Annotated in this window: 23 protein-coding genes; 15 read left to right on the forward strand and 8 right to left on the reverse strand. The window is 54.7% G+C overall.

The window, feature by feature from the left end:
• Genes hemX through hemC form a run of 3 tightly spaced genes read right to left on the reverse strand, consistent with a single transcriptional unit; the run spans position 1 to position 2,908 of the window.
• Positions 1-1,209, reverse strand: coding sequence for a uroporphyrinogen-III C-methyltransferase (gene hemX / locus AB4K05_RS23180; protein ID WP_368482048.1), 1,209 nt, complete (start codon positions 1,207-1,209; stop codon positions 1-3).
• Positions 1,209-1,970, reverse strand: a complete 762-nt coding sequence (gene hemD / locus AB4K05_RS23185; RefSeq protein ID WP_368482049.1) for a uroporphyrinogen-III synthase — start codon at positions 1,968-1,970, stop codon at positions 1,209-1,211. The genes hemX and hemD overlap by 1 nt, the downstream gene beginning before the upstream one ends.
• Entirely contained in the window at positions 1,967-2,908 is a 942-nt protein-coding gene (hemC, locus tag AB4K05_RS23190; protein WP_368482050.1) for a hydroxymethylbilane synthase, read from the reverse strand. Before hemC ends, hemD begins: the two co-directional genes overlap by 4 nt.
• Positions 2,909-3,318: 410 nt before the next feature.
• Here hemC and cyaA point away from each other — a divergent pair, with 410 nt between their 5' ends.
• Positions 3,319-5,865 carry a class I adenylate cyclase gene (gene cyaA / locus AB4K05_RS23195; protein ID WP_368482051.1) on the forward strand — a complete coding sequence of 849 codons (2,547 nt, stop codon included), beginning with the start codon at positions 3,319-3,321 and terminating at the stop codon, positions 5,863-5,865.
• Between the two features lie 97 nt (positions 5,866-5,962).
• On the opposite strand, the gene cyaY is transcribed toward cyaA, so the two are convergent.
• Positions 5,963-6,283, reverse strand: coding sequence for an iron donor protein CyaY (cyaY, locus tag AB4K05_RS23200; protein ID WP_368482052.1), 321 nt, complete (start codon positions 6,281-6,283; stop codon positions 5,963-5,965).
• Positions 6,284-6,421: 138 nt separating this feature from the next.
• Between cyaY and AB4K05_RS23205 the strand changes: the two genes are divergently transcribed.
• The 8 genes from AB4K05_RS23205 to corA all read left to right on the forward strand — a co-directional run bounded on the left by AB4K05_RS23205 (position 6,422) and on the right by corA (position 13,463).
• Positions 6,422-6,625 (forward strand): lipoprotein, encoded by a 204-nt coding sequence (locus AB4K05_RS23205; protein WP_368482053.1) that lies wholly within the window; start codon positions 6,422-6,424, stop codon positions 6,623-6,625.
• A 35-nt stretch (positions 6,626-6,660) separates the two neighbouring features.
• Positions 6,661-7,485, forward strand: a complete 825-nt coding sequence (dapF, locus tag AB4K05_RS23210; RefSeq protein WP_368482087.1) for a diaminopimelate epimerase — start codon at positions 6,661-6,663, stop codon at positions 7,483-7,485.
• Positions 7,482-8,189, forward strand: coding sequence for a DUF484 domain-containing protein (locus tag AB4K05_RS23215; protein WP_368482054.1), 708 nt, complete (start codon positions 7,482-7,484; stop codon positions 8,187-8,189). Before dapF ends, AB4K05_RS23215 begins: the two co-directional genes overlap by 4 nt.
• Positions 8,186-9,088, forward strand: a complete 903-nt coding sequence (xerC, locus tag AB4K05_RS23220; RefSeq protein WP_368482055.1) for a tyrosine recombinase XerC — start codon at positions 8,186-8,188, stop codon at positions 9,086-9,088. The genes AB4K05_RS23215 and xerC overlap by 4 nt, the downstream gene beginning before the upstream one ends.
• Entirely contained in the window at positions 9,088-9,804 is a 717-nt protein-coding gene (gene yigB, locus AB4K05_RS23225; protein WP_368482056.1) for a 5-amino-6-(5-phospho-D-ribitylamino)uracil phosphatase YigB, read from the forward strand. The genes xerC and yigB overlap by 1 nt, the downstream gene beginning before the upstream one ends.
• 189 nt (positions 9,805-9,993) lie before the next feature.
• On the forward strand, positions 9,994-12,156 hold the full coding sequence (gene uvrD / locus AB4K05_RS23230) for a DNA helicase II (RefSeq protein ID WP_368482057.1): 2,163 nt from the start codon (positions 9,994-9,996) through the stop codon (positions 12,154-12,156).
• Positions 12,157-12,303: 147 nt separating this feature from the next.
• A complete protein-coding gene (gene ysgD, locus AB4K05_RS23235) occupies positions 12,304-12,360 on the forward strand; it encodes a YsgD/CorL family protein (protein WP_218007475.1) in 57 nt (18 codons plus the stop codon).
• A gap of 152 nt (positions 12,361-12,512) precedes the next feature.
• The gene (gene corA, locus AB4K05_RS23240; RefSeq protein WP_368482058.1) at positions 12,513-13,463 is read left to right on the forward strand and encodes a magnesium/cobalt transporter CorA; all 951 of its coding nucleotides are present in this window, start codon (positions 12,513-12,515) and stop codon (positions 13,461-13,463) included.
• A gap of 90 nt (positions 13,464-13,553) precedes the next feature.
• On the opposite strand, the gene rarD is transcribed toward corA, so the two are convergent.
• Together rarD and yigI are read right to left on the reverse strand one after the other, a co-directional pair.
• Positions 13,554-14,447, reverse strand: coding sequence for an EamA family transporter RarD (gene rarD / locus AB4K05_RS23245; RefSeq protein WP_368482059.1), 894 nt, complete (start codon positions 14,445-14,447; stop codon positions 13,554-13,556).
• A 50-nt stretch (positions 14,448-14,497) separates the two neighbouring features.
• On the reverse strand, positions 14,498-14,965 hold the full coding sequence (gene yigI, locus AB4K05_RS23250; RefSeq protein ID WP_368482060.1) for an acyl-CoA thioesterase YigI: 468 nt from the start codon (positions 14,963-14,965) through the stop codon (positions 14,498-14,500).
• A gap of 160 nt (positions 14,966-15,125) precedes the next feature.
• Here yigI and pldA point away from each other — a divergent pair, with 160 nt between their 5' ends.
• The 3 genes from pldA (at position 15,126) to rhtC (ending at position 18,645) form a co-directional block, all read left to right on the forward strand.
• On the forward strand, positions 15,126-15,992 hold the full coding sequence (gene pldA / locus AB4K05_RS23255) for a phospholipase A (RefSeq protein ID WP_368482061.1): 867 nt from the start codon (positions 15,126-15,128) through the stop codon (positions 15,990-15,992).
• Positions 15,993-16,110: 118 nt separating this feature from the next.
• The gene (gene recQ, locus AB4K05_RS23260; RefSeq protein ID WP_368482062.1) at positions 16,111-17,940 is read left to right on the forward strand and encodes an ATP-dependent DNA helicase RecQ; all 1,830 of its coding nucleotides are present in this window, start codon (positions 16,111-16,113) and stop codon (positions 17,938-17,940) included.
• An 81-nt stretch (positions 17,941-18,021) separates the two neighbouring features.
• Positions 18,022-18,645, forward strand: coding sequence for a threonine export protein RhtC (gene rhtC / locus AB4K05_RS23265; protein WP_368482063.1), 624 nt, complete (start codon positions 18,022-18,024; stop codon positions 18,643-18,645).
• 52 nt (positions 18,646-18,697) lie between these two features.
• On the opposite strand, the gene rhtB is transcribed toward rhtC, so the two are convergent.
• Complete coding sequence (gene rhtB, locus AB4K05_RS23270) at positions 18,698-19,318, reverse strand: homoserine/homoserine lactone efflux protein (protein ID WP_368482064.1); 621 nt, start codon at positions 19,316-19,318, stop codon at positions 18,698-18,700.
• Positions 19,319-19,427: 109 nt separating this feature from the next.
• On the opposite strand from rhtB, the gene pldB reads away from it, so the two are divergent.
• From pldB to AB4K05_RS23285, 3 genes are all read left to right on the forward strand, one after another.
• On the forward strand, positions 19,428-20,420 hold the full coding sequence (pldB, locus tag AB4K05_RS23275) for a lysophospholipase L2 (protein WP_368482065.1): 993 nt from the start codon (positions 19,428-19,430) through the stop codon (positions 20,418-20,420).
• A gap of 41 nt (positions 20,421-20,461) precedes the next feature.
• Complete coding sequence (gene yigL / locus AB4K05_RS23280) at positions 20,462-21,262, forward strand: sugar/pyridoxal phosphate phosphatase YigL (RefSeq protein ID WP_368482066.1); 801 nt, start codon at positions 20,462-20,464, stop codon at positions 21,260-21,262.
• Positions 21,263-21,347: 85 nt separating this feature from the next.
• Complete coding sequence (locus AB4K05_RS23285; RefSeq protein ID WP_368482067.1) at positions 21,348-22,247, forward strand: carboxylate/amino acid/amine transporter; 900 nt, start codon at positions 21,348-21,350, stop codon at positions 22,245-22,247.
• On the opposite strand, the gene metR is transcribed toward AB4K05_RS23285, so the two are convergent.
• Positions 22,135-23,088 (reverse strand): HTH-type transcriptional regulator MetR, encoded by a 954-nt coding sequence (metR, locus tag AB4K05_RS23290; RefSeq protein WP_368482068.1) that lies wholly within the window; start codon positions 23,086-23,088, stop codon positions 22,135-22,137. The two genes, AB4K05_RS23285 and metR, sit on opposite strands and share 113 nt — an antisense overlap.
• Between the last annotated feature and the right edge of the window lie 39 nt (positions 23,089-23,127).

A 23,127-nucleotide genomic window follows, 5' to 3' on the forward strand; every position in this document is an offset into this window, starting at 1 on the left:
TTATTCTCCTTGCGGCGCGGCGGCGGCTGGCTGCTCTTGTGCAGGCTCCGTCACGGCTGGTTGTGCATCAACGGGCGCACTGGCGACAGGCTGAGCCATCAGGTTACGCACACGGGTTTGCATCAGCTTTTCCAGAATCGGCTGGCTTTGCAGTGTCTCTGGCACATCCATGCTGATACTTTGCTGGCTGAGTTTTTCGATATCATCGAGGAACGCCTTAGTCGCGGCATCTTCCGTATCGTAGTAAGCGCGAACCCAGGTCGATACGTTATCCAGCGCCTGTTTGTAGGTCTCATCCTGATGGCGAGGCACCGCTTGCACGGCGGCTAACAGCTGGGAACGAATATTTTCCCGCAGGTAGATATCCTGGTTTGGTGCCAACAGCGGTACGGCAGTCTCATCACGACGGCGGATGGTGATAAAGCTGTCCATAAAGCTCTGCCAGCTTTTTTGCAGGTTCACGCGCCATTCACCGAGCGATGCCGATAGCTCGCTATCGTCATTGTCCATCGGCGAATCATCGTTGTTGTTGTCCGCCAGACGCAGGTTATCCACTTGGTTTGCCAACTGGTTAACCTTGAGAATGATGCCGTCGTAATCTACCTGTGAAACCGCAGCGAGACTGGCGATATCTTCAGTTAATGCCCGGCGAGCGGTGATTAAGCTCGGATCGTTCATGTCGGCAAGGCTAGCGTCGGCGCTTTTTAGCAGCGCGGCGGCAGTGGTGACGTCCTGGTCGCTCCAAAGTTTGCGACCGGCCAGCTTGACGAGAAAATCGGACTGCGAGAGGAGCCAGGTTTTCGCGTCGGTACCGGAGATTGCCGCCACTTTTTGCTGCACTTCATCCAGCTGTTTGGCCATTTCATCCTGCTGGGATTTCGCCGCGTTCAGCTCTTGCGCCTGCTGTTTGATGGTCGTTTCCAGCGCCTCTTTCTGCGCATCTTGGGCTTTTTGCAGCGCGATGAGCTGATTCGCGAGGGTGTCGCTAGTCGAGGTTTGGTTGACGGCCTGCTGTTTACCCCAGCCGTACAGGCCAATGCCTGCCGCGAGCGCAATGGCGATAGCAACCGCGCTCAGCACGAGGCTGGTTTTTCCGCTGTTATTTTTTTTCTCAGCATTTTCTGGCTTATGAGATTCGGGCTGCGGCGTGACGTTCACGGCATCCACGGACTCTTCAACCACGGCGGAGTTCTCTTTTTGTTCCGTCATTATGGCTTCCAATTTTGAGAGTTATCTAGTGCGCGCAGCAGCGCATCGTTATCTGCGCTATCGGCAACCTGAATATCCTGCCAGCCCATCTCCTGGGCCTGTCTTGCAATGCGCTCACTCACCACCAGTAACCGGCATTTAAGTAGCCAGCGTTCCCGGTACCAAAGGGGAATGAGCGTCCAAAGTTGTTGCAGCATCTCGCCGCTGGTAACGACTAGCGTTGTGACTTCACGCGACTGCCAACGCATAGCTTCTTCCGCGCCGTCGTAGTGAACAGGGCTGCGTTGATAGCATTCACATACGGTTACCTGTGCGCCGCGCGCGATGAGCGTCTCGGCCAACAATTCCCTGCCGCCGTTACCGCGAAGGATGAGCGCTTTTTTACCCGCAATATTTTGCAATTCAGGTAATTGTAGCAACACTTCGCTAATTTCCCGATCTAATGGATAGCGAACGTCAAGACCGCTGACCTGATGCAGCGCCAGCGCCGTGGTGCGTCCGATGGCAAAGTACTGTGGTGATGCGGGCCAGTGAAGGCGCTGCTGCTGGAGCTGGGCGTGGGCGAAGCTAACTGCGTGCTGCGACAGGGCGAAGACGAGGTCTTCGCTGCCCAGTACGCTTAACGCTTGGCCGAGCGTATTGAGTTCACGGCCGGGAGTAAATTCAATAAGCGGGAAACTCCAAGCGACCTGCCCCAGCGCGCGCAAACGGCTGACTAACTCTTCACCTTGCGGGGAGGGGCGGGTCACCAGAATGGTCATACGGCGGCATCTCCGTCATAAACCGCAGCCAAGATTTCGCGGGCACCGTTGTCGAGCAGCTCATCGGCAAGCTCTACGCCCATTTTTTCCGCATCTTCTGGCTTGCCACGACGTTCGCCGCGTACCGTCTGGCTACCGTCCGGTGAGCCAACCAACGCACGCAGCCAAAGCTCGCCATCTTTCAGTTCAGCATAGCTACCAATAGGTACCTGGCAGCCGCCTTCCAGACGCATATTCATTGCCCGCTCGGCACAAACGCGAATGGCCGTTTCGTCATGATTTAGCGGAGCAAGCAGCGCGCGGGTTTGCTCATCGTCTAGGCGGCATTCAATGCCTACCGCGCCCTGGCCCACAGCTGGGAGAGACTCTTCCGGCGGCATTGGCTGGCGGATGCGGGCATCTAGCTCAAGGCGTTTTAGCCCGGCAACGGCCAAGATAATGGCATCATAATCGCCGTTATCGAGTTTACTGAGACGCGTACCAACGTTACCGCGCAGCGAGCGGATCACGAGATCCGGACGACGCTGAGCAATCTGGCACTGGCGGCGCAGGCTGGAAGTCCCCACGATGCTGCCCGCCGGGAGGTCGTCCATACAGGCGTAATGGTTAGACACGAAGGCGTCACGCGGATCTTCTCGTTCGCAGATGGTGACTAGGCCCAGCCCTTGTGGGAACTCGACGGGGACATCTTTCATGGAGTGCACGGCGATATCGGCACGACCTTCAAGCAGAGCCAGCTCCAGCTCTTTAACAAAAAGCCCTTTGCCGCCCACTTTAGCCAGCGGGGTATCAAGGATAATATCGCCGCGGGTCACCATCGGGACAAGCGTCACCGTAAGCCCAGGATGGCAGGCCATCAGGCGTTCTTGTACGTAGTGCGCTTGCCAGAGAGCGAGCGGACTTTGGCGTGTGGCAATTCTCAAAACTTTGTCTAACATGCTTGTTACCGTCATTATCGTCCTTTGTTCATCCTAACATTGTTGCCTTAATGATGTTAGTTTTCAGGGATTCATACCCTGAACAAATCGCAATGCAGGAAGCATGCCCGTAACGTAAATGATGGCAGGTATAAACGGGGTTGTGTTTACTGTTTATTACTGGCACTGTCTTGATCGTATACCGGGGTTTACAGCAGCATTCAATGCTACACTTGTTGTAGTGCAACATTCTTTACGGTCAACCGGCAAGGTGTTAAATTGATCACGTTTTAAACTGATTTTTGTCCGAATTTTGATAACCACAACGGCGGGCGAGAAACGGTAACGGTTCTTCTTGTTGAAATATTAAAAATCTCCGTGTCTGCACCATCTGATGATACGTCGAGGTTTTGAACATCAGGCGATATGTCTTGTACCTCTATATTGAGACGCTTAAACAGAGACTGGATGCCATCAACCAACTGCGTGTAGATCGCGCGCTTGCAGCCATGGGCCCTGCTTTCCAGCAGGTATACAGTCTACTGCCGACATTACTACATTATCATCATCCGCTGATGCCGGGTTACCTTGACGGTAACGTTCCCAAGGGCATCTGCCTCTACACGCCTGATGAAACCCAACGTCATTATCTTGACGAACTCGAACTGCATCGCGGCATGCCGCCGCAGACCTCCGCGCAGGGCGAACTGCCGATTACCGGCATCTACTCGATGGGCAGCACCTCGTCTGTCGGTCAGAGTTGTTCTTCCGATCTCGATATCTGGGTCTGCCACCAGGCGTGGCTCGATAATGATGAACGCCAATTATTGCAGCGTAAATGCAGCCTGCTGGAAAGCTGGGCGGCGTCGCTGGGCGTTGAAGTCAGCTTCTTCTTGATCGACGAAAACCGCTTCCGTCACAACGAAAGCGGCAGCCTCGGCGGTGAAGACTGTGGTTCAACGCAGCATATTTTACTGCTTGATGAGTTTTACCGTACGGCGGTGCGCCTAGCCGGCAAACGTATTCTGTGGAATATGGTGCCGTGCGAGGAAGAAGAGCATTACGACGATTACGTCATGACGCTCTACGCGCAGGGCGTACTGACGCCAAATGAATGGCTCGACCTCGGTGGATTGAGCTCGCTCTCTGCCGAAGAGTACTTTGGCGCTAGCCTGTGGCAGCTCTACAAGAGCATCGATTCACCGTATAAAGCGGTGTTGAAAACCCTGCTACTGGAAGCCTACTCGTGGGAATATCCCAACACCCATCTGCTGGCAAAAGACATTAAACAGCGCCTGCATGACGGCGAGATTGTTTCGTTCGGTCTTGATGCCTACTGCATGATGCTGGAGCGTGTAACCGAGTATCTGAAGGCGATTGATGACGAAACTCGCCTTGATCTTGTCCGTCGCTGCTTCTACCTGAAAGTGTGCGAAAAGCTCAGCCGTGAACGCGCTTGCGTGGGCTGGCGTCGCGAAGTGGTGGGGCAACTGGTGAAAGAGTGGGGCTGGAGCGAAGAGCGCCTAGCAATGCTCGACAACCGCGCTAACTGGAAAATCGACCAGGTGCGCGAAGCGCATAACGAGCTGCTCGATGCGATGATGCAGAGCTACCGTAACCTGATCCGTTTCGCCCGTCGCAATAACCTCAGCGTTTCTGCCAGCCCGCAGGATATCGGCGTGCTGACGCGTAAACTGTACGCGGCGTTTGAAGCATTGCCGGGAAAAGTCACGCTGGTTAACCCGCAAATATCACCGGATCTTTCCGAACCGAACCTGACTTTTATCTATGTTCCGCCGGGACGCGCCAACCGTACGGGTTGGTATCTTTACAACCGCGCACCGAACATGGAATCGATAATCAGCCATCAGCCGCTGGAATATAACCGCTATCTCAATAAGCTGGTGGCCTGGGCCTGGTTTAACGGCCTGCTGACTTCCCGTACGCGCCTGTTTATTAAGGGCAACGAGATTGTCGACCTCGCGAAATTGCAGGAGATGGTGGCTGACGTCTCGCACCACTTCCCGCTACGCCTGCCGGCACCAACGCCAAAAGCGCTGTACAGCCCGTGCGAAATTCGCCATCTGGCGATTATCGTCAACCTTGAATATGACCCGACAGCGGCCTTCCGCAATCAGGTGGTGCATTTCGATTTCCGTAAGCTCGACATCTTCAGCTTTGGCGAAGATCAGAAGTGCTTAGTCGGCAGCGTTGACCTGCTGTATCGCAACTCGTGGAACGAAGTTCGTACCCTGCACTTCAACGGCGAGCAGGCGATGATTGAAGCGCTGAAAACGATTCTTGGCAAAATGCACCAGGATGCTGCGCCGCCAGATAGCGTAGAAGTGTTCTGCTACAGCCAGCATCTGCGCGGGTTAATTCGTACCCGCGTACAGCAACTGGTGTCGGAATGTATTGAGCTGCGCCTTTCCAGTACTCGTCAGGAAACCGGGCGTTTCAAAGCGTTACGCGTCTCCGGGCAGACCTGGGGCTTGTTCTTCGAGCGCCTGAATGTGTCGGTGCAGAAGCTGGAAAACGCCATTGAATTCTATGGTGCGATTTCTCATAACAAGCTGCACGGACTCTCGGTGCAGGTTGAGACCAACCATGTGGAACTGCCGCAGGTGGTCGATGGCTTTGCCAGTGAAGGGATCATCCAGTTCTTCTTTGAAGAGTCGGGTGAAGAGCAGGGCTTTAATATTTATATTCTCGACGAGAGCAATCGCGCAGAGGTCTATCACCACTGTGAGGGCAGCAAAGAAGAGCTGGTGCGAGATGTCAGCCGCTTCTACTCGTCATCACACGATCGCTTCACCTACGGCTCCAGCTTTATCAACTTCAACCTGCCGCAGTTCTACCAGATTGTGAAGGTTGATGGCCGCACGCAGGTGATCCCGTTCCGCAGCCAGACGCTGACCCCGCCACCGTCCAATAAAGACAGCGACAATACTCCGCTGCTGCAACAGTATTTCTCATAAGCTTGATGCCGGATGGCGGCGTAAACGCCTTATCCGGCCAACAAACAGCGCGATACGGTAGGCCGGATAAGGCGAAGCCGCCATCCGGCAATCCACCTTAACGGAAGCTGACGTTTTCGCCTGCCTGCTGCGTCGCGGCCTGCTCAAGCAGATTCCAGAAGCTTTCGCCACTGCGATCGCAAATCCACTCGTCGCCTTTCAGGTCAAAATGGTAGCCGCCTTGTTTAGTCGCCAGCCAGACTTGGTGCAGCGGCTCTTGGCGATTAATAATAATCTTGCTGCCATTTTCAAAGCTGAGGGTCAGCACGCCGCCGTTGATCTCACAGTCGATATCGCTGTCGCCGTCCCAGTCGTCCAGGCGCTCTTCAATGGTGAGCCACAGGGTGTCGGCTAGGCGATGGAATTCACTGTCGTTCATTATCGTTTCCCGTTTTTTAGTGATGCGGCAGTATAGCGTGAAATAAATCACGTTGCAGTCAGGCGCTTAACGCTTGCTTTTGCGCCTTCTCCTGCGATGATAGAAAATAGAAAGAATTGAACTACAGGCATCCAAAGAATGAATAAGATTTTCCGACCGCTGGCGGTGTTACTCGCATTGTTTAGCCTTGCTGGCTGCGGCCTCAAAGGCCCACTCTATTTCCCACCGGCAGATAAAACGGCGGCCCCTCCGACTAAACCGGTGACGCCTCCGGTGCAAAGTGACGCACCTGACCGCAACGACCGCGGTGATAACGGTGGTCCGACGCAGGTTAATTACTAATTAATACGTTCTGTTCCGCGCAATTGGAGTAGATGATGCAGTTTTCTAAAATGCATGGCCTCGGCAACGATTTCATGGTTGTCGACGCGGTAACGCAGAATGTTTTTTTCTCGCCAGAGCTGATTCGTCGCCTGGCAGATAGGCATCATGGAGTGGGTTTCGACCAGCTGTTGGTCGTCGAGCCGCCTTATGATCCCGATTTGGATTTTCACTATCGTATTTTCAATGCCGATGGCAGCGAAGTTTCTCAGTGTGGTAATGGTGCGCGTTGTTTCGCCCGTTTTGTGCGCCTGAAAGGCCTGACCAATAAACGTGAGATCAACGTGAGTACGGCGAATGGTCGCATGGTATTAACCGTTACCGATGATGAGCTGGTCCGCGTGAACATGGGTGAGCCTAACTTTGAGCCGTCTCAGGTTCCGTTCCGCGCTAACAAAGCGGAAAAGACCTATATTATGCGTGTGGCCGAACAGACAGTATTGTGCGGCGTGGTTTCCATGGGCAACCCGCATTGCGTCATTCAGGTTGATAACGTTGACACGGCTGCGGTAGAAACGCTGGGGCCGTTGATGGAAAGCCATGAGCGTTTCCCTGAACGCGCAAACATCGGTTTTATGCAGATTGTGAAGCGCGAACATATTCGCCTGCGCGTCTATGAACGCGGCGCGGGTGAAACGCAGGCTTGCGGCAGCGGTGCATGTGCAGCGGTTGCCGTCGGTATTCAGCAAGGCCTGCTGGCAGAAGAAGTACGCGTAGAATTACCGGGCGGACGTCTTGATATCGCCTGGAAGGGCCCGGGCCAACCGTTGTTTATGACTGGCCCGGCGGCACATGTCTATGACGGATTTATTCACCTATGAAACACGTCGGGGAAGAACAACAGGATGCTGCCATCGCGCTGAATGACAGAGCGGTAGCGGACTATCTGTTGCAACATCCTGAATTCTTTATTCGTAATGCCGCCATTGTTGAGCAAATGCGCGTCCCGCATCCGGTGCGGGGCATGGTGTCGTTGGTTGAGTGGCATATGGCGCGTTCGCGCAACTATATCGCGATGCTCGAAGAGAATATGGATCAGCTGATGGATCAGGCCGCAGCCAACGAAGGGCTGTTTTATCGGCTGCTGCATCTGCAAAACCGGCTGGCCTGCGCGGAAAGTCTCGACGATCTGCTGCTGCGCTTTCACCGCTGGGCTCGCGAGTTAGGGCTAGCCGGCGCATCGTTACGCCTGTTCTCCGATCGTTGGCGGCTTGGCGCGCCCTCTAAATACACCCACCTTGTTCTCTCGCGGCAGGCGTTTGAGCCGCTGCGCATCCAGCGCCTGGGGCAGGAAAACCATTATCTCGGCACCCTGAATGGACCGGAACTGTTGCTACTGCTGCCAGAGGCGAAGGCGGTCGGTTCGGTAGCGGTGTCAATGATGGGCAATGATGGCTCGCTCGGCGTGATTCTGTTTAGCAGCCGCGACCCGCACCATTATCAACCCGGTCAGGGAACGCAGTTATTGCAGGAAATAGCCCTCATGCTGCCGGGGTTGCTGGAACGGTGGATTGAACGCGTATGACGGACACCTCGCTTACGCTCGCCGTGACGCGTTTTCTACGCTATCTGGGCGTGGAGCGGCAGCTTAGCCCGATAACCCTACTTAACTATCAGCGTCAGCTTGATGCCATTATTGAACTGGCCAGCACGATGGGCCTGCAGAATTGGCAACAATGTGATGCTGCGATGGTTCGAAGTATTGCCACCCGCAGCCGCCGTAAAGGGTTAGGTGCGGCAAGCCTGGCGCTTCGCCTGTCTGCGCTGCGCAGCTTTTTCGATTGGATGGTGAGTCAAGGCGAGCTACCGGCAAACCCGGCAAAAGGGATTGCGGCGCCTAAAGCCCCGCGTCATCTGCCGAAGAATATCGACGTTGATGACGTGAACCGTCTGTTAGATATTGACCTTAACGATCCGCTGGCAGTGCGTGACCGCGCGATGCTGGAGGTGATGTACGGGGCCGGGCTGCGTCTGTCTGAACTGGTTGGGCTTGATATCAAACATCTCGACCTTGATACCGGGGAAGTCTGGGTGATGGGTAAGGGCAGCAAAGAGCGCCGCTTGCCGATTGGCCGCAACGCCGTGGCATGGATTGAGCACTGGCTCGATCTGCGTGGGCTGTTCGGCGGTGATGACGAGGCGCTGTTTTTATCCAAACTGGGCAAACGCATTTCGGCGCGCAATGTCCAAAAGCGCTTTGCGGAGTGGGGCATCAAGCAGGGGCTCAACAGCCACGTTAATCCTCATAAGCTGCGCCACTCATTCGCGACCCATATGCTGGAATCGAGCGGCGATCTGCGCGGCGTGCAGGAACTTCTGGGCCACGCGAATCTATCGACAACCCAAATCTATACCCACCTTGATTTTCAACACCTTGCTACGGTGTACGATGCGGCGCATCCACGCGCCAAACGGGAGAAATAATGCGTTTTTATCGACCGCTGGGCACCATTGCCGCGTTGACGTTTGACCTTGACGATACCCTTTATGATAACCGCCCGGTGATTGACCGGACGATGCAGGAGTCGCTGATCTTCGTGCGCGGCTACCATCCGGCGCTGGCAAATTTTGATGCGCGCATGCTGCAAACCTGGCGCGATGAGCTGCTGAAAAACGAGCCTGAAATCTACCATGACGTCACGGAATGGCGTCGGCGTGCGCTGGAGTATGGCCTGCGTCAGGCGGGCCTGACGGCGCGAGAAGCGACCGAAGGCGCCGAAGCGGCGATGGAGAACTTTGCCCAGTGGCGCAGCCGAATTGATGTTCCACAGGAAACCCACGATACCCTGACAAAACTGGCGCAGAAATGGCCGCTGGTGGCCATCACCAACGGCAACGCTCAGCCGGAGCTGTTCGGCTTGAATCAGTACTTCCAGTTTGTGCTGCGTGCGGGTCCCGACGGGCGTTCGAAGCCTTACGCCGATATGTATCATCTGGCGGCCGAAAAACTGGGCGTGCCGCTCGGTGAGATCCTGCATGTGGGCGACGATTTGACCACTGACGTTGCCGGGGCGATTCGCTGTGGAATGCATGCCTGTTGGATCAAGCCAGAAAATGCAGACCTGATGCAGACCGCAGACAGCCGTTTGTTGCCACACGTTGAGATTTCCCGGTTGGCATCTCTGACCTCGCTGATATAATCGTCAATAACTCTGTATAAATTCCCAGGGGCCCATACACGTCGCACTTCAAGTTGCAGATGCGTTGGCTGCACTCGTTCACCCCAGTCACGTACTGATGTACGCTCCTGGGGATGAACTCCCTTGCCGCCTTCCTGCAACTCGAATTGCTTAGTGTATAACTGGGCCCTGTTGATTCCGGCGGTGCCAATGGACGTTTCTTACCTGCTCGACAGCCTCAATGATAAACAGCGCGAAGCCGTCGCGGCAAAGCGTACCAATATGCTGGTGCTCGCCGGGGCTGGTAGTGGTAAAACGCGCGTGCTGGTTCACCGTATCGCCTGGCTACAAAGCGTGGAAAACTGCTCACCGTACTCGATTATGGCGGTGACCTTTACCAACAAAGCGGCGGCAGAAATGCGCCACCGTATTGCCGAACTGATGGGGACGTCCCAGGGCGGCATGTGGGTCGGGACCTTCCACGGGCTGGCGCACCGTCTGCTGCGCGCCCATCACCTTGATGCCAATCTGCCGCAGGATTTTCAGATCCTCGACAGCGAAGATCAACTGCGCCTGCTAAAACGTCTGATCAAGGCGATGAACCTCGATGAAAAGCAGTGGCCGCCGCGTCAGGCCATGTGGTTTATCAACAGCCAGAAAGATGAGGGGCTACGCCCGCACCATCTCCAAAGCTATGGCAATCCGGTAGAGCAGACATGGCAGAAGGTTTATCAGGCCTATCAGGAAGCGTGTGACCGTGCGGGGCTGGTGGATTTCGCCGAGCTGCTGCTACGTGCCCATGAGCTGTGGCTCAATAAACCGCATATTCTGCAGCACTATCGCGAACGTTTTTCTAATATCCTGGTGGACGAATTCCAAGATACCAACAACATTCAATATGCTTGGATCCGCCTGCTGGCGGGTGATACCGGGAAGGTCATGATCGTCGGTGATGATGATCAGTCAATCTACGGCTGGCGCGGAGCGCAGGTGGAAAACATCCAGCGCTTCCTGAACGACTTCCCGGGTGCGCAAACCATTCGTCTGGAGCAGAACTACCGTTCGACCAGCAATATCCTGAGCGCAGCCAACGCCTTGATTGAGAACAACAATGGGCGCTTAGGCAAAAAGCTGTGGACCGATGGTGCCGATGGCGAACCGATCTCGCTCTACTGCGCCTTTAACGAGCTGGATGAAGCACGTTTTGTGGTTAACCGCATTAAATCCTGGCAGGACAACGGTGGCCAGCTGACACAGTGCGCTATTCTCTATCGCAGCAACGCCCAATCGCGTGTGCTGGAAGAGGCCCTGTTACAGGTCAGCATGCCGTACCGTATCTACGGTGGCATGCGCTTCTTCGAACGCCAAGAAATCAAAGATGCGCTCTCTTACCTGCGCCTTATCTCCAACCGCAACGACGATGCTGCCTTCGAACGCGTGGTGAATACGCCAACGCGCGGCATCGGCGACCGGACTCTGGACGTTGTGCGTCAGACATCACGTGACCGCCAACTAACGTTATGGCAGGCCTGCCGCGAGCTGCTGCAAGAAAAAGCACTCGCCGGGCGCGCTGCCAGCGCGCTGCAGCGCTTTATGGAGCTGATCGATGCTCTGGCCCAGGAAACCGCCGATATGCCGCTGCATGTGCAGACCGACCGGGTGGTGAAGGATTCCGGGTTGCGTATGATGTACGAGCAGGAGAAAGGCGAAAAAGGCCAGACGCGTATTGAAAACTTAGACGAACTGGTGACGGCAACGCGCCAGTTCAGCTACAACGAAGAAGAAGAAGATTTACTGCCGCTGCAGGCGTTTCTCTCCCATGCAGCGCTGGAAGCGGGTGAAGGTCAGGCCGATACTTGGCAGGATGCGGTACAGCTGATGACGCTGCACTCGGCGAAAGGTCTGGAGTTCCCGCAGGTGTTTATTGTGGGCATGGAAGAGGGGATGTTCCCAAGCCAGATGTCGCTGGATGAAGGCGGACGCTTGGAAGAGGAACGTCGTCTGGCCTATGTTGGCGTCACGCGCGCCATGCAGAAGCTGACGCTGACCTATGCGGAAACCCGCCGCCTGTATGGCAAAGAGGTTTACCACCGCCCATCACGCTTTATTGGCGAGCTGCCGGAAAACTGTGTGGAAGAGGTGCGCCTGCGCGCTACCGTCAGCCGCCCGGTAAATCATCAAAGAATGGGCACGCCGATGGCGGAAAACGATACCGGTTATAAGCTTGGCCAGCGCGTTCGCCACGCTAAGTTTGGCGAAGGCACTATCGTGAATCTGGAAGGCAGCGGCGAACACAGCCGTTTGCAAGTTGCGTTTCAGGGGCAAGGCATTAAATGGCTGGTGGCGGCCTACGCCAGACTGGAAACCGTATAACATTCAGAAAAATATAATTATTTTGTAACCTTCTGCTAGCCTTACTGAATCGAAGGTAATTAATGCCGGTTAGCGTTTCGTTGCGTGTTGACGCCGTTTTTTTGCTGGCGTAACATGCGCGCACGATTAAGCTAAGAGGACAAAGCCTTGGACACACCCAGTAGATGCTGGCTCACCTTCCTGTCATCCAGGAACAACTCCTAAGGCTATCCTCTTATGCTGATAGCCTTAGCGGTTGTCGGCGACTCGTACTTAATCCCGTCGCATTGAGTCAGGCTGTTTAATGGTCTGAAACCCCTGTAGTTTCTGTGTGCCCACCGGCTGTCCGATAATTTTTTGCATTGGGAGTCCCGGTCATGCTGAGCGCATTTCAACTGGAAAATAATCGTTTAACGCGTCTTGAAGCGGACGAGATTGAGCACCTGGCCAGTTCGGTCTGGGTTGACTTAGTTGAGCCGGATGACGATGAACGAAGCCGTGTGCAAAAGGATTTGGGCCAGAACCTGGCCACGCGCCCTGAGCTGGAAGACATCGAAGCATCCGCACGTTTTTTTGAAGACGAAGACGGCCTGCATATTCACTCCTTCTTCTTCTATGAAGATGCGGACGATCATGCCGGTAACTCAACCGTGGCGTTTACCATCCGCGAAGGGCGTCTGTTTACCCTGCGCGAACGTGAGCTTCCGGCATTTCGCCTCTATCGTATGCGCTCGCGTAGCCAGCTTATGGTGGACGGTAATGCCTACGAACTACTGCTCGATTTGTTCGAAACTAAAATCGAGCAGTTGGCGGATGAAATAGAAAACATCTACAGCGACTTGGAAAAACTCAGCCGCGTGATTATGGAAGGGCGTCAGGGCGATGAGTATGACGAAGCGCTCTCTACCCTGGCAGAGCTGGAAGATATCGGCTGGAAGGTTCGCCTGTGTCTGATGGATACCCAGCGTGCGCTGAACTTCCTCGTGCGCAAGGCGCGTTTACCGGCGAGCCAGCTTGAGCAGGCGCGCGAGATCCTACGAGATATCGAATCCCTGCTGCCGCACAACGAATCGCTGTTCCAGAAGGTGAACTTCCTGATGCAGGCGGCGATGGGCTTTATCAATATCGAACAGAACCGCATCATTAAAATCTTCTCGGTGGTATCCGTTGTCTTCCTGCCGCCGACGCTGGTCGCATCCAGCTACGGGATGAACTTCGAGTTTATGCCGGAGCTGCGCTGGAGCTTTGGTTATCCGGGGGCGATTATCTTTATGATCTTGGCGGGGCTTGCGCCGTATTTATACTTTAAGCGCAAGAACTGGTTGTAAGTTGTGTGCCGGATGGCGCTGCGCTTATCCGGCCTACGTTCACTCTTGATTGGTAGGCCGGATAAGGCGTAGCCGCCATCCGGCAAGGCCTTACCCGCGGCGGTTTCGCCTTTGCGTATACACCGCATCCATCACGAAAATCGCCAGCGCCACCCAGATAAAGGCGAAGGTGACCATCTTATCCGCACCCGGCACTTCGCCGTAGAACGTCACCGCCAGCAGGAACATCAGCGTTGGGCCGATATACTGGAAGAAACCGAGCGTCGACAGGCGCAGACGCGTCGCCGCGCCGGTGAAACACAGTAGCGGAATTGTCGTAACGACCCCCGCGGCTATCAGCAGCAGGTTCAGCGACCACGAGTTTTGCCCCATGTGGCTGGTGGCACTGTCGGCAATGCCGAAAAGATAAATCGCTGCCACCGGCAGTAGCCAAAGCGTTTCAAACAGCATACCGGTTTGGGCATCGACGGCGATTTTCTTACGTACTAGGCCGTAGAAGGCAAAGCTGAACGCCAGCCCCAGTGCAATGAGCGGCAGCGAACCAAATGTCCACAGCTGTACCAGCACGCCGCAAACCGCCAGAATCACCGCCAGCCATTGCATGCGACGAAAACGCTCGCCGAGGAAAATCATCCCCAGCACGATATTCACCAACGGGTTAACGAAGTACCCTAGGCTAGCTTCCAGCATGTGATGGTTATTGACCGACCAGATAAACAACAGCCAGTTACCGCCAATCAGCACCGCCGAAAGCGCCAGCAAAAAGACCTTCTTCGGCGTTTTTAGCAGCGTTCTGACCTTCGACCACTGACGACTGATGCTCACCAGCGCGACCATAAAGAAAAATGACCAAATGACACGGTGGGTCAGGATCTCATCGGCAGGTACGTAGTAGATAAGCTTAAAATAGGCTGGAGCGATGCCCCAGATAAAATAGGCGGCGAGGGCGAGAAGTACGCCCTGACGCGTCTGTTTGGGATCCATGAGAAACATCCATTTCGAAAAAGTAAGGCAATGTTACGCGATTATGGCCATTAGCCCACCATATAAGTCGCCGTGGCGCTGGCGATATGCGTTTGTTCTTCGTTGTGCAGTTCAACGCGGGCAACGGCCACCTTATTCCCGGCGCGCAGCAGTGTGCTGGTGGCGGTGAAACGTGTACCACGGCCTGGACGTAGGTAATCCACGCGTAAATCAATGGTGCCCATCCGGGATAGGCGCTGGCGCAGCTCGTCTTCATTGATGGTGTCATGGCGAGCCAGCGTACTGCCAACGCAGACCAGCCCGGCGGCAACGTCCAGCGCGGAGGCAATCACCCCGCCATGCAAAATGCTTTGCGCCCAATTGCCGACCATCATCGGCTGGTTGTTAAAGCTCAGCTGTGCGAAGGCCTTTTCATAGACCTCTAATTCTAGATTCAGCGCCCGGTTAAACGGCATGTGGTAGACAAAAATCTCGCCAACCAGCTTGAGAGCCGCTTCGGCAGTGAGTTGTGCGGACATAATGACCTTATTTGACATGTTAACGAAATGTTGATTTTATGCCGTTAGCGTGTTGATTTCTACTTTCAGAAAGGTTTGATGAGCAAGAACAGTGCAAACAGGTAGAATGAGTGTCATTTTGATATTCATTATTTATATATATTTCAGGGGAAAGTGACTGATGCGGTTCTCACGGAGTGGATTACTGGCGCTACTGCTGCCTGTCTCAGCATTCGCGCAGGAAGCAACGATTAAAGAAGTTCACGATGTGCCCGCAGTGCGCGGGAGTATTATCGCCAACCTGCTGCAAGAACATGATAATCCGTTCACGCTCTACCCCTATGAAAGTAACTACCTGCTGTACACTTGGACCAGCGATCTCAATAAAGAAGCGATTCGCTCCTATGATTGGGCGGAGAATGCGCGTAAAGACGAGGTCAAATTCCAGCTCAGCCTAGCATTCCCGCTGTGGCGTGGGATCCTTGGCGACAACTCAGTGCTGGCAGCGTCCTATACGCAGCGCTCTTGGTGGCAGCTTTCTAACAGCGGTGAGTCCGCGCCGTTTCGTGAAACCAACTATGAACCGCAGCTATTCCTCGGTTTTGCGACCGATTACCAGTTTGCCGGTTGGACGTTGCGCGACGTTGAAATGGGTTACAACCATGATTCCAACGGTCGCTCCGATCCCACCTCACGTAGCTGGAACCGTCTCTATGCCCGCCTAATGGCGCAAAATGGCAACTGGCTGGTAGAGGTGAAGCCTTGGTACGTGGTAGGTGAAACCAACGACAACCCGGATATCACCAAATATATGGGCTATTACCGGCTCAAAGTGGGCTACCAGCTTGGGGATGCGGTGCTGAGTGCGCAGGGACAATATAATTGGAACACCGGCTACGGCGGCGCGGAGCTGGGTGTCAGCTATCCGATAACCAAACACGTACGTGTTTACACTCAGGTTTACAGCGGGTACGGCGAATCGCTCATCGACTATAACTTTAACCAGACGCGCGTCGGCGTCGGGGTGATGCTTAACGATCTGTTTTAACAACGTATCCTTCGGTTTGTTGCGAGCATGACCGAAGGATTTCGTCTTAAACATTGCAGTTTGGCACGCGGGCGCTGAAAATAGCGCCTGTTTTTATTTAATGGTGAATGGGGTCAATGTGGCACAGGCGGAAGTTTTGAATCAGGGATCGCTGGCTAAACAGGTTTTGCAGGAGACCTTTGGCTATCAGCAATTCCGCCCGGGCCAAGAAACCATCATTGAAACCGCCCTAGAAGGACGCGACTGCTTAGTCGTGATGCCGACCGGTGGCGGAAAGTCGTTGTGTTATCAGGTGCCAGCCTTGGTGCTTGATGGTCTGACGGTGGTTGTCTCTCCGCTGATTTCGCTGATGAAGGACCAGGTCGATCAACTGCTGGCGAACGGCGTGGCGGCGGCCTGTATCAATTCTACGCAGACCCGTGAGCAGCAGCAAGAAGTCATGGCAGGGTGTCGTACCGGCCAGGTTCATCTGCTCTATATTGCCCCGGAGCGTCTGATGCTGGATAACTTCCTTGAGCATCTAGCGCACTGGAACCCGGTGATGCTGGCGGTCGATGAAGCACACTGTATTTCCCAGTGGGGCCACGATTTCCGCCCGGAGTATGCCGCCCTAGGTCAGTTGCGTCAGCGTTTCCCTACGCTGCCGTTTATGGCGTTGACCGCCACCGCCGATGACACCACCCGCAGTGATATCGTTCGCCTGCTGGGCCTGAATGACCCCTTCATCCAAATCAGCAGCTTTGATCGGCCCAACATTCGCTACATGCTGATGGAGAAGTTCAAGCCTCTCGATCAACTGATGCGCTACGTGCAGGAACAACGCGGAAAATCAGGCATTATTTACTGCAACAGCCGCTCGAAGGTAGAGGACACCGCAGCCCGTCTGCAAAGCCGTGGGATCAGCGCAGGTGCCTATCACGCAGGGCTTGAAAACAGCGTGCGTGCCGACGTGCAGGAGAAATTCCAGCGCGATGACCTGCAGATTGTGGTCGCCACCGTCGCCTTCGGCATGGGCATCAATAAACCTAACGTCCGCTTTGTGGTGCACTTCGACATTCCACGCAATATCGAATCTTATTACCAGGAAACCGGGCGTGCTGGGCGTGACGGTCTGCCGGCAGAAGCGATGCTGTTTTACGATCCGGCCGATATGGCGTGGCTCAGACGCTGCCTAGAAGAAAAACCTGCGGGTATGCTGCTGGATATTGAGCGGCATAAACTCAATGCGATGGGGGCTTTTGCTGAAGCGCAAACCTGCCGTCGCCTAGTGCTGCTCAACTACTTTGGTGAGGGACGTCAGGAGCCATGCGGCAACTGCGACATCTGCCTCGACCCGCCAAAACAGTATGATGGCGCACAGGACGCGCAGATTGCGCTGTCTACCATCGGGCGAGTGAATCAGCGTTTTGGCATGGGCTATGTGGTTGAAGTTATTCGCGGCGCGAATAGCCAACGTATTCGCGAGTTTGGCCATGACAAGCTAAAAGTCTACGGCATGGGGCGCGAGAAAAGCCATGAACACTGGGTTAGCGTGATCCGCCAACTGATCCACCTTGGATTTGTGACGCAGAATATCGCTCAGCATTCGGCCCTCCAACTGACCGATGCTTCCCGCCCGGTACTGCGTGGTGAAACGCCGCTGCAACTTGCCGTGCCGCGTATTGTGGCGTTGAAACCGCGGGTGATGCAAAAAGCGGCAGTAGGAAACTACGACCGCCAGCTGTTCTCCAAACTGCGTAAGCTGCGTAAAGCCATTGCTGATGAAGAGAATATCCCGCCGTATGTCGTTTTCAACGATGCGACACTGATTGAAATGGCCGAGCAGATGCCGGTTTCACCGAGCGATATGCTCAGCGTGAACGGTGTCGGGACACGTAAACTCGAGCGCTTCGGTCGTGAGTTCCTCGCGCTGATTCGCTCCCACGTTGACGGCGATGATGAAGAGTAGTCAGTTCGTGGAAAAAGTGTCAGGATAGTCACTCACTGTACTATTTTCCGCGAATTTATCGTCTCGTTTGGTAGGTCTATCATGATAACGCTGTTTCTTACCGTGGCGCTGGTGCACATCATTGCATTGATGAGCCCCGGTCCTGACTTCTTCTTTGTTTCTCAGACTGCCGTTAGCCGCTCGCGCAAAGAGGCGATGATGGGCGTATTGGGGATCACCTGCGGCGTCATGGTTTGGGCGGGCGTTGCGCTGCTCGGCCTGCATCTGATTATCGAAAAAATGGCCTGGCTGCATACCATTATCATGGTTGGCGGTGGCCTGTACCTGTGCTGGATGGGTTATCAGATGCTGCGCGGAGCGCTGAAAAAAGAAAAATCCACGCCGGAAGCTGAGCCGCAGGTTGAACTGGCCCAGGGCGGGCGTAGCTTTATGAAAGGGCTGCTGACCAATCTGGCAAACCCAAAAGCGATTATTTACTTCGGTTCGGTGTTCTCGCTGTTTGTCGGCGATAGCGTTGGCGCAGGGGCGCGCTGGGGAATTTTCGCGCTGATTATTGTTGAAACCTTGGCTTGGTTCACCATCGTAGCCAGCCTGTTCGCGCTGCCGACGATGCGTCGTGGTTATCAACGTGCGGCGAAGTGGATTGATGGTGTCGCCGGAACCCTGTTTGCGGGCTTTGGGATCCACCTGATTATATCGCGCTAAGCGTTTGGCCCACTCGACGATGGGTGGGCCTCATCACATCACTCTTTGTTCCTCACGCATGCCTTGCCGACGCCAGTAGCGCACCCACCAGCATAAACAGCGAACCAAATGCTTTATTCAACGCCTTCATCTGCTTCGGCCCTTTAATCCATGCGGAAATACGCTGGGCCAGCGTGGCATAGCCAATCATCACAATGATATCGACGACGATAGTGGTCACCCCAAGAATCAGGTACTGCATAATCTGCGGTTGATCCGGAGAGATAAACTGCGGGAAGAGGGCAGCGAGAAACACAATGCTTTTGGGGTTGGTCAAATTGACGAATACCGCCCGTTGAAACAGTTTGCCCCGGCTCTGGGTTTTAGCCAGCGTTTTTAGGTCGATAGCGCCTGCGGCACGCCACTGCTGGACACCAAGCCAAATAAGATAGGCAACGCCTGCCCATTTCAGAATTTCAAACGCCAGCACCGAACGGGAAAATAGCGTGCCCAGACCGACACCGACCAAAACGATATGAATGGCGAGCCCGGTTTGTAAACCTGCAATCGACGCTGCCGCACCGCGGTAGCCATGATTAATCGAGGTCGTCATGGTATTGATCGCCCCTGAGCCTGGCGACAGGCTGAGAATTATGGATGTCAGCAGGTAGGCGAACCACCATTCATAGGTCATGAGAAACTCCCTGATTGTCTATTTTTATGCCACAATACGCTATTGTATGGGCGCTGTGTTAGGCGTCACAAAAAAATGATTTTCAGCGGTTAACTGGGGTGGAAGCCCGATGTTTCAACAGCAAAAGGATTGGAATACAAGAGAAAACGCGTTCGCCGCGTTTACGACCGGCCCGTTAATGGATTTCTGGCACGGGCGCGAAGAAGCTGCATTTACCGGCGTCGATAACGTTCCGGTATGGTTTGTTCGTTTTAGTTCCCCTGCGCACGACCGCGTTATCGTCGTTTGCCCTGGGCGTATTGAAAGCTACGTGAAGTACGCCGAACTGGCGTACGATCTCTTCCACAGTGGTTTTGATGTGTTAATCATCGACCACCGAGGCCAAGGGCGTTCCGGGCGCATGCTTTCGGATTCCCATCGCGGCCATGTGGCGAAATTCAGTGACTATGTGGACGATCTTGACGCCTTTTGGCAGCAAGAGGTGCTCCCGGGCCGCTGGCGTCAGCGGTTTATTCTCGCCCATTCCATGGGCGGGGCGATCGCGACGCAGTTTTTACAACGCAAACCACAGGGGTGTGATGCCATTGCGCTTTGTGCGCCGATGTTCGGTATTATCATGCGCTTCCCGGAATGGGTTGTACGACCGCTTCTCGATTGGGCTGAGGGCCATCAGCGTCTTCGAGAAGGCTATGCTATGGGCACCGGGCGATGGCACGCGCTACCGTTCGGCGTTAACGTGCTGACTCACAGCCGCGAGCGTTATCGGCGTAATGTCCGCTTTTATGCTGATGAGCCTCAGCTTCGCGTGGGCGGTCCGACCTATCATTGGGTGCGAGAAGGTATTCTGGCTGGTGAGAGCATTCTCGCTAATGCCGCCAAAGATACTTTCCCCCTCCTGCTGATTCAGGCGGAAGAAGAGCGGGTTGTTGATAACCGCATGCACGACCGTTATTGTGTCATTCGCGCCGAAGCGGGCCATCCTTGTGATGGCGGTAAGCCGCTTGTCATACAGGGCGCCTATCATGAGATCCTTTTTGAAAAGGACGTTATGCGATCGGTCGCACTCACTGCCATTGTCGATTTTTTCCATCGACATCGTTAATTCGGCGCCAGCGCCGCACTGTTTAGAGGTTAAATTCGTTTATGTACCAGGTCGTTGCGTCTGATTTAGATGGCACCTTACTCTCCCCTGACCACCACTTAACGCCGTATGCAAAAGAGACGCTGAAGCTACTGACCGAGCGCGGTCTGAACTTTGTCTTTGCTACTGGGCGTCACTACATTGATGTTGGTCAGATCCGCGATAATCTCGGGATCAAATCCTATATGATCACCTCCAACGGCGCGCGCGTGCACGACGCCGAGGGCAAACAGGTTTTCGCCCACAACTTAGACCGTGACATCGCGACCGATCTCTTCGGCATCGTGCACACCAATCCGGATATCGTCACCAACGTCTACCGCGATGATGAGTGGTTCATGAACCGTCACCGTCCGGAAGAGATGCGTTTCTTTAAAGAGGCCGTCTTCAGCTACACGCTGTATGAGCCGGGTTTGCTGGAAGCAGAAGGCGTCAGCAAGGTGTTCTTCACCTGCAACGACCATGAAACCTTGCTGCCACTGGAGCAGGCAATTAACGCTCGCTGGGGCGATCGCGTTAACGTCAGCTTCTCCACCTTGACCTGCTTGGAAGTCATGGCGGGTGGCGTATCGAAAGGCCATGCGCTGGAAGCGGTTGCAAAAGCAATGGGTTACACGCTGAAAGACTGTATCGCCTTTGGCGATGGTATGAACGATGCTGAAATGCTGTCGATGGCGGGTAAAGGCTGCATCATGGAAGGGGCCCATCAGCGCCTGAAAGATTTGCATCCCGAGCTGGAAGTGATTGGCTCTAACGCCGACGACGCGGTACCGCACTATCTGCGTCGTCTGTATTTGGATTAAATATTGACGACTGGCTACTTAGTGGTCAGTTGTCAACTTACATCTCCGCTACAATGAATGCTCATCTTCCTATGAGACATTCATTGTGGCGCTCCTGATTATTACCACGATCCTGTGGGCCTTCTCTTTTAGCTTTTATGGCGAGTACCTTGCCGGGCATATCGACAGCTATTTTGCCGTGCTCGTGCGCGTCGGCTTAGCTGCACTGGTGTTCCTGCCGTTCTTGCGCACGCGCGGGCATAGCCTGAAAACTATCGGTCTGTATATGCTGGTGGGTGCGATGCAGCTTGGCGTTATGTATATGCTGAGTTTCCGCGCCTATATGTACCTCACCGTTTCTGAGTTGCTGCTGTTTACCGTACTGACGCCGCTCTACATCACCTTGATTTATGACCTGATGAGCGGACGCCGCCTGCGTTGGAGCTATGCTTTCAGCGCGCTGCTGGCGGTGATTGGCGCGGGGATCATTCGCTATGACCAAGTGACCAGTCATTTCTGGATGGGACTGTTGCTGGTGCAGCTTTCCAACATCACTTTTGCCATCGGCATGGTGGGCTACAAGCGTCTGATGGAAACCCGTCCTATGCCGCAGCACAATGCTTTTGCTTGGTTCTACCTTGGCGCGTTTGTGGTTGCGGTGGTGGCTTGGTCGCTGCTGGGCAATACGCAGAAAATGCCGGAGACGATGCCGCAGTGGGGCATTCTGGTATTCCTCGGCGTGGTCGCATCTGGGATTGGCTATTTTATGTGGAACTACGGTGCCACGCAGGTGGACGCGGGCACGTTAGGTATCATGAACAACATGCATGTGCCGGCGGGGCTGTTAGTTAATCTGGCAATCTGGCACCAACAACCCCACTGGCCGAGCTTCCTTACAGGGGCAGCGGTGATTCTGGCTTCGCTGTGGGTGCATCGTAAGTGGGTCGCTCCGCACTCTTCACAAACGGCAGATGATCGCAAGCGTGGTTCCGCGCTGAGCGAATAAACGCATCTGTCACCGGCTGACGCTGCTCGCCGTCGCGCACGGCAGCGTACAGCCGACTCCACAGTCCTTCGCCCAGGGTCTTGGTCACGATGAGATCCTGGCGCTCAAAGCTTTCCACCACCCAATGCGGCAGTGCGGCAATGCCCATACGTGCCGACACCATCTGAATCAGCAACAGCGTGTTATCCACACTTTTAAACTGTGGGCTGATACCTGCCGGCTGTAGGAAGTGACGCCAGATATCTAGGCGCTGACGCTGCACCGGGTAAATAAGCAATGTTTCTGCGGCTAAGTCCTCCGGCGTGATGCGCGCTTTGGCTGCCAGCGGATGATCCGGTGACAGCACCAGGCGCACCTCGAAATCGAACATTGGCGAGTAGTGCAAACCGCTGCGCGGCAGAATATCGGAGGTCAGCACGATATCCAGTTCGCTCTGCTGCAGGGCTGGCTGCGGGTCAAACGTCACGCCGGATTTAAAGTCCATCTCCACCTGAGGCCACTGCTTGTGGAAGTTTTCCAGCGCGGGCGTTAACCACTGAATACAGCTATGACATTCAATGGCGATGCGTAATGTCGCCTGCTGTGGCTCATTGCAGGACTGCAGCGCTTGGCTAATTTGCGGCAGCACTTGGTTTGCCAGCTGCAGCAAGATTTCTCCCTGCGGGGTAAAGCGTAACGGCTGGCTTTTACGCACAAATAGCCGAAAGCCAAGGCGCTGTTCCAGATCGCTGAACTGGTGAGAAAGGGCGGACTGGGTCTGATGCAGCGTCGCCGCAGCGGCTGCCAGTGAACCAGTATTCCGCAACGCCTGGAGCGTTTTCAGGTGTTTAATCTCGATCATGAAAGTCCTTCACTTCGGCATGAACATATTGCGCTTGAG

Source organism: Kluyvera sp. STS39-E (assembly GCF_040932435.1).
Classification (GTDB): domain Bacteria; phylum Pseudomonadota; class Gammaproteobacteria; order Enterobacterales; family Enterobacteriaceae; genus Kluyvera.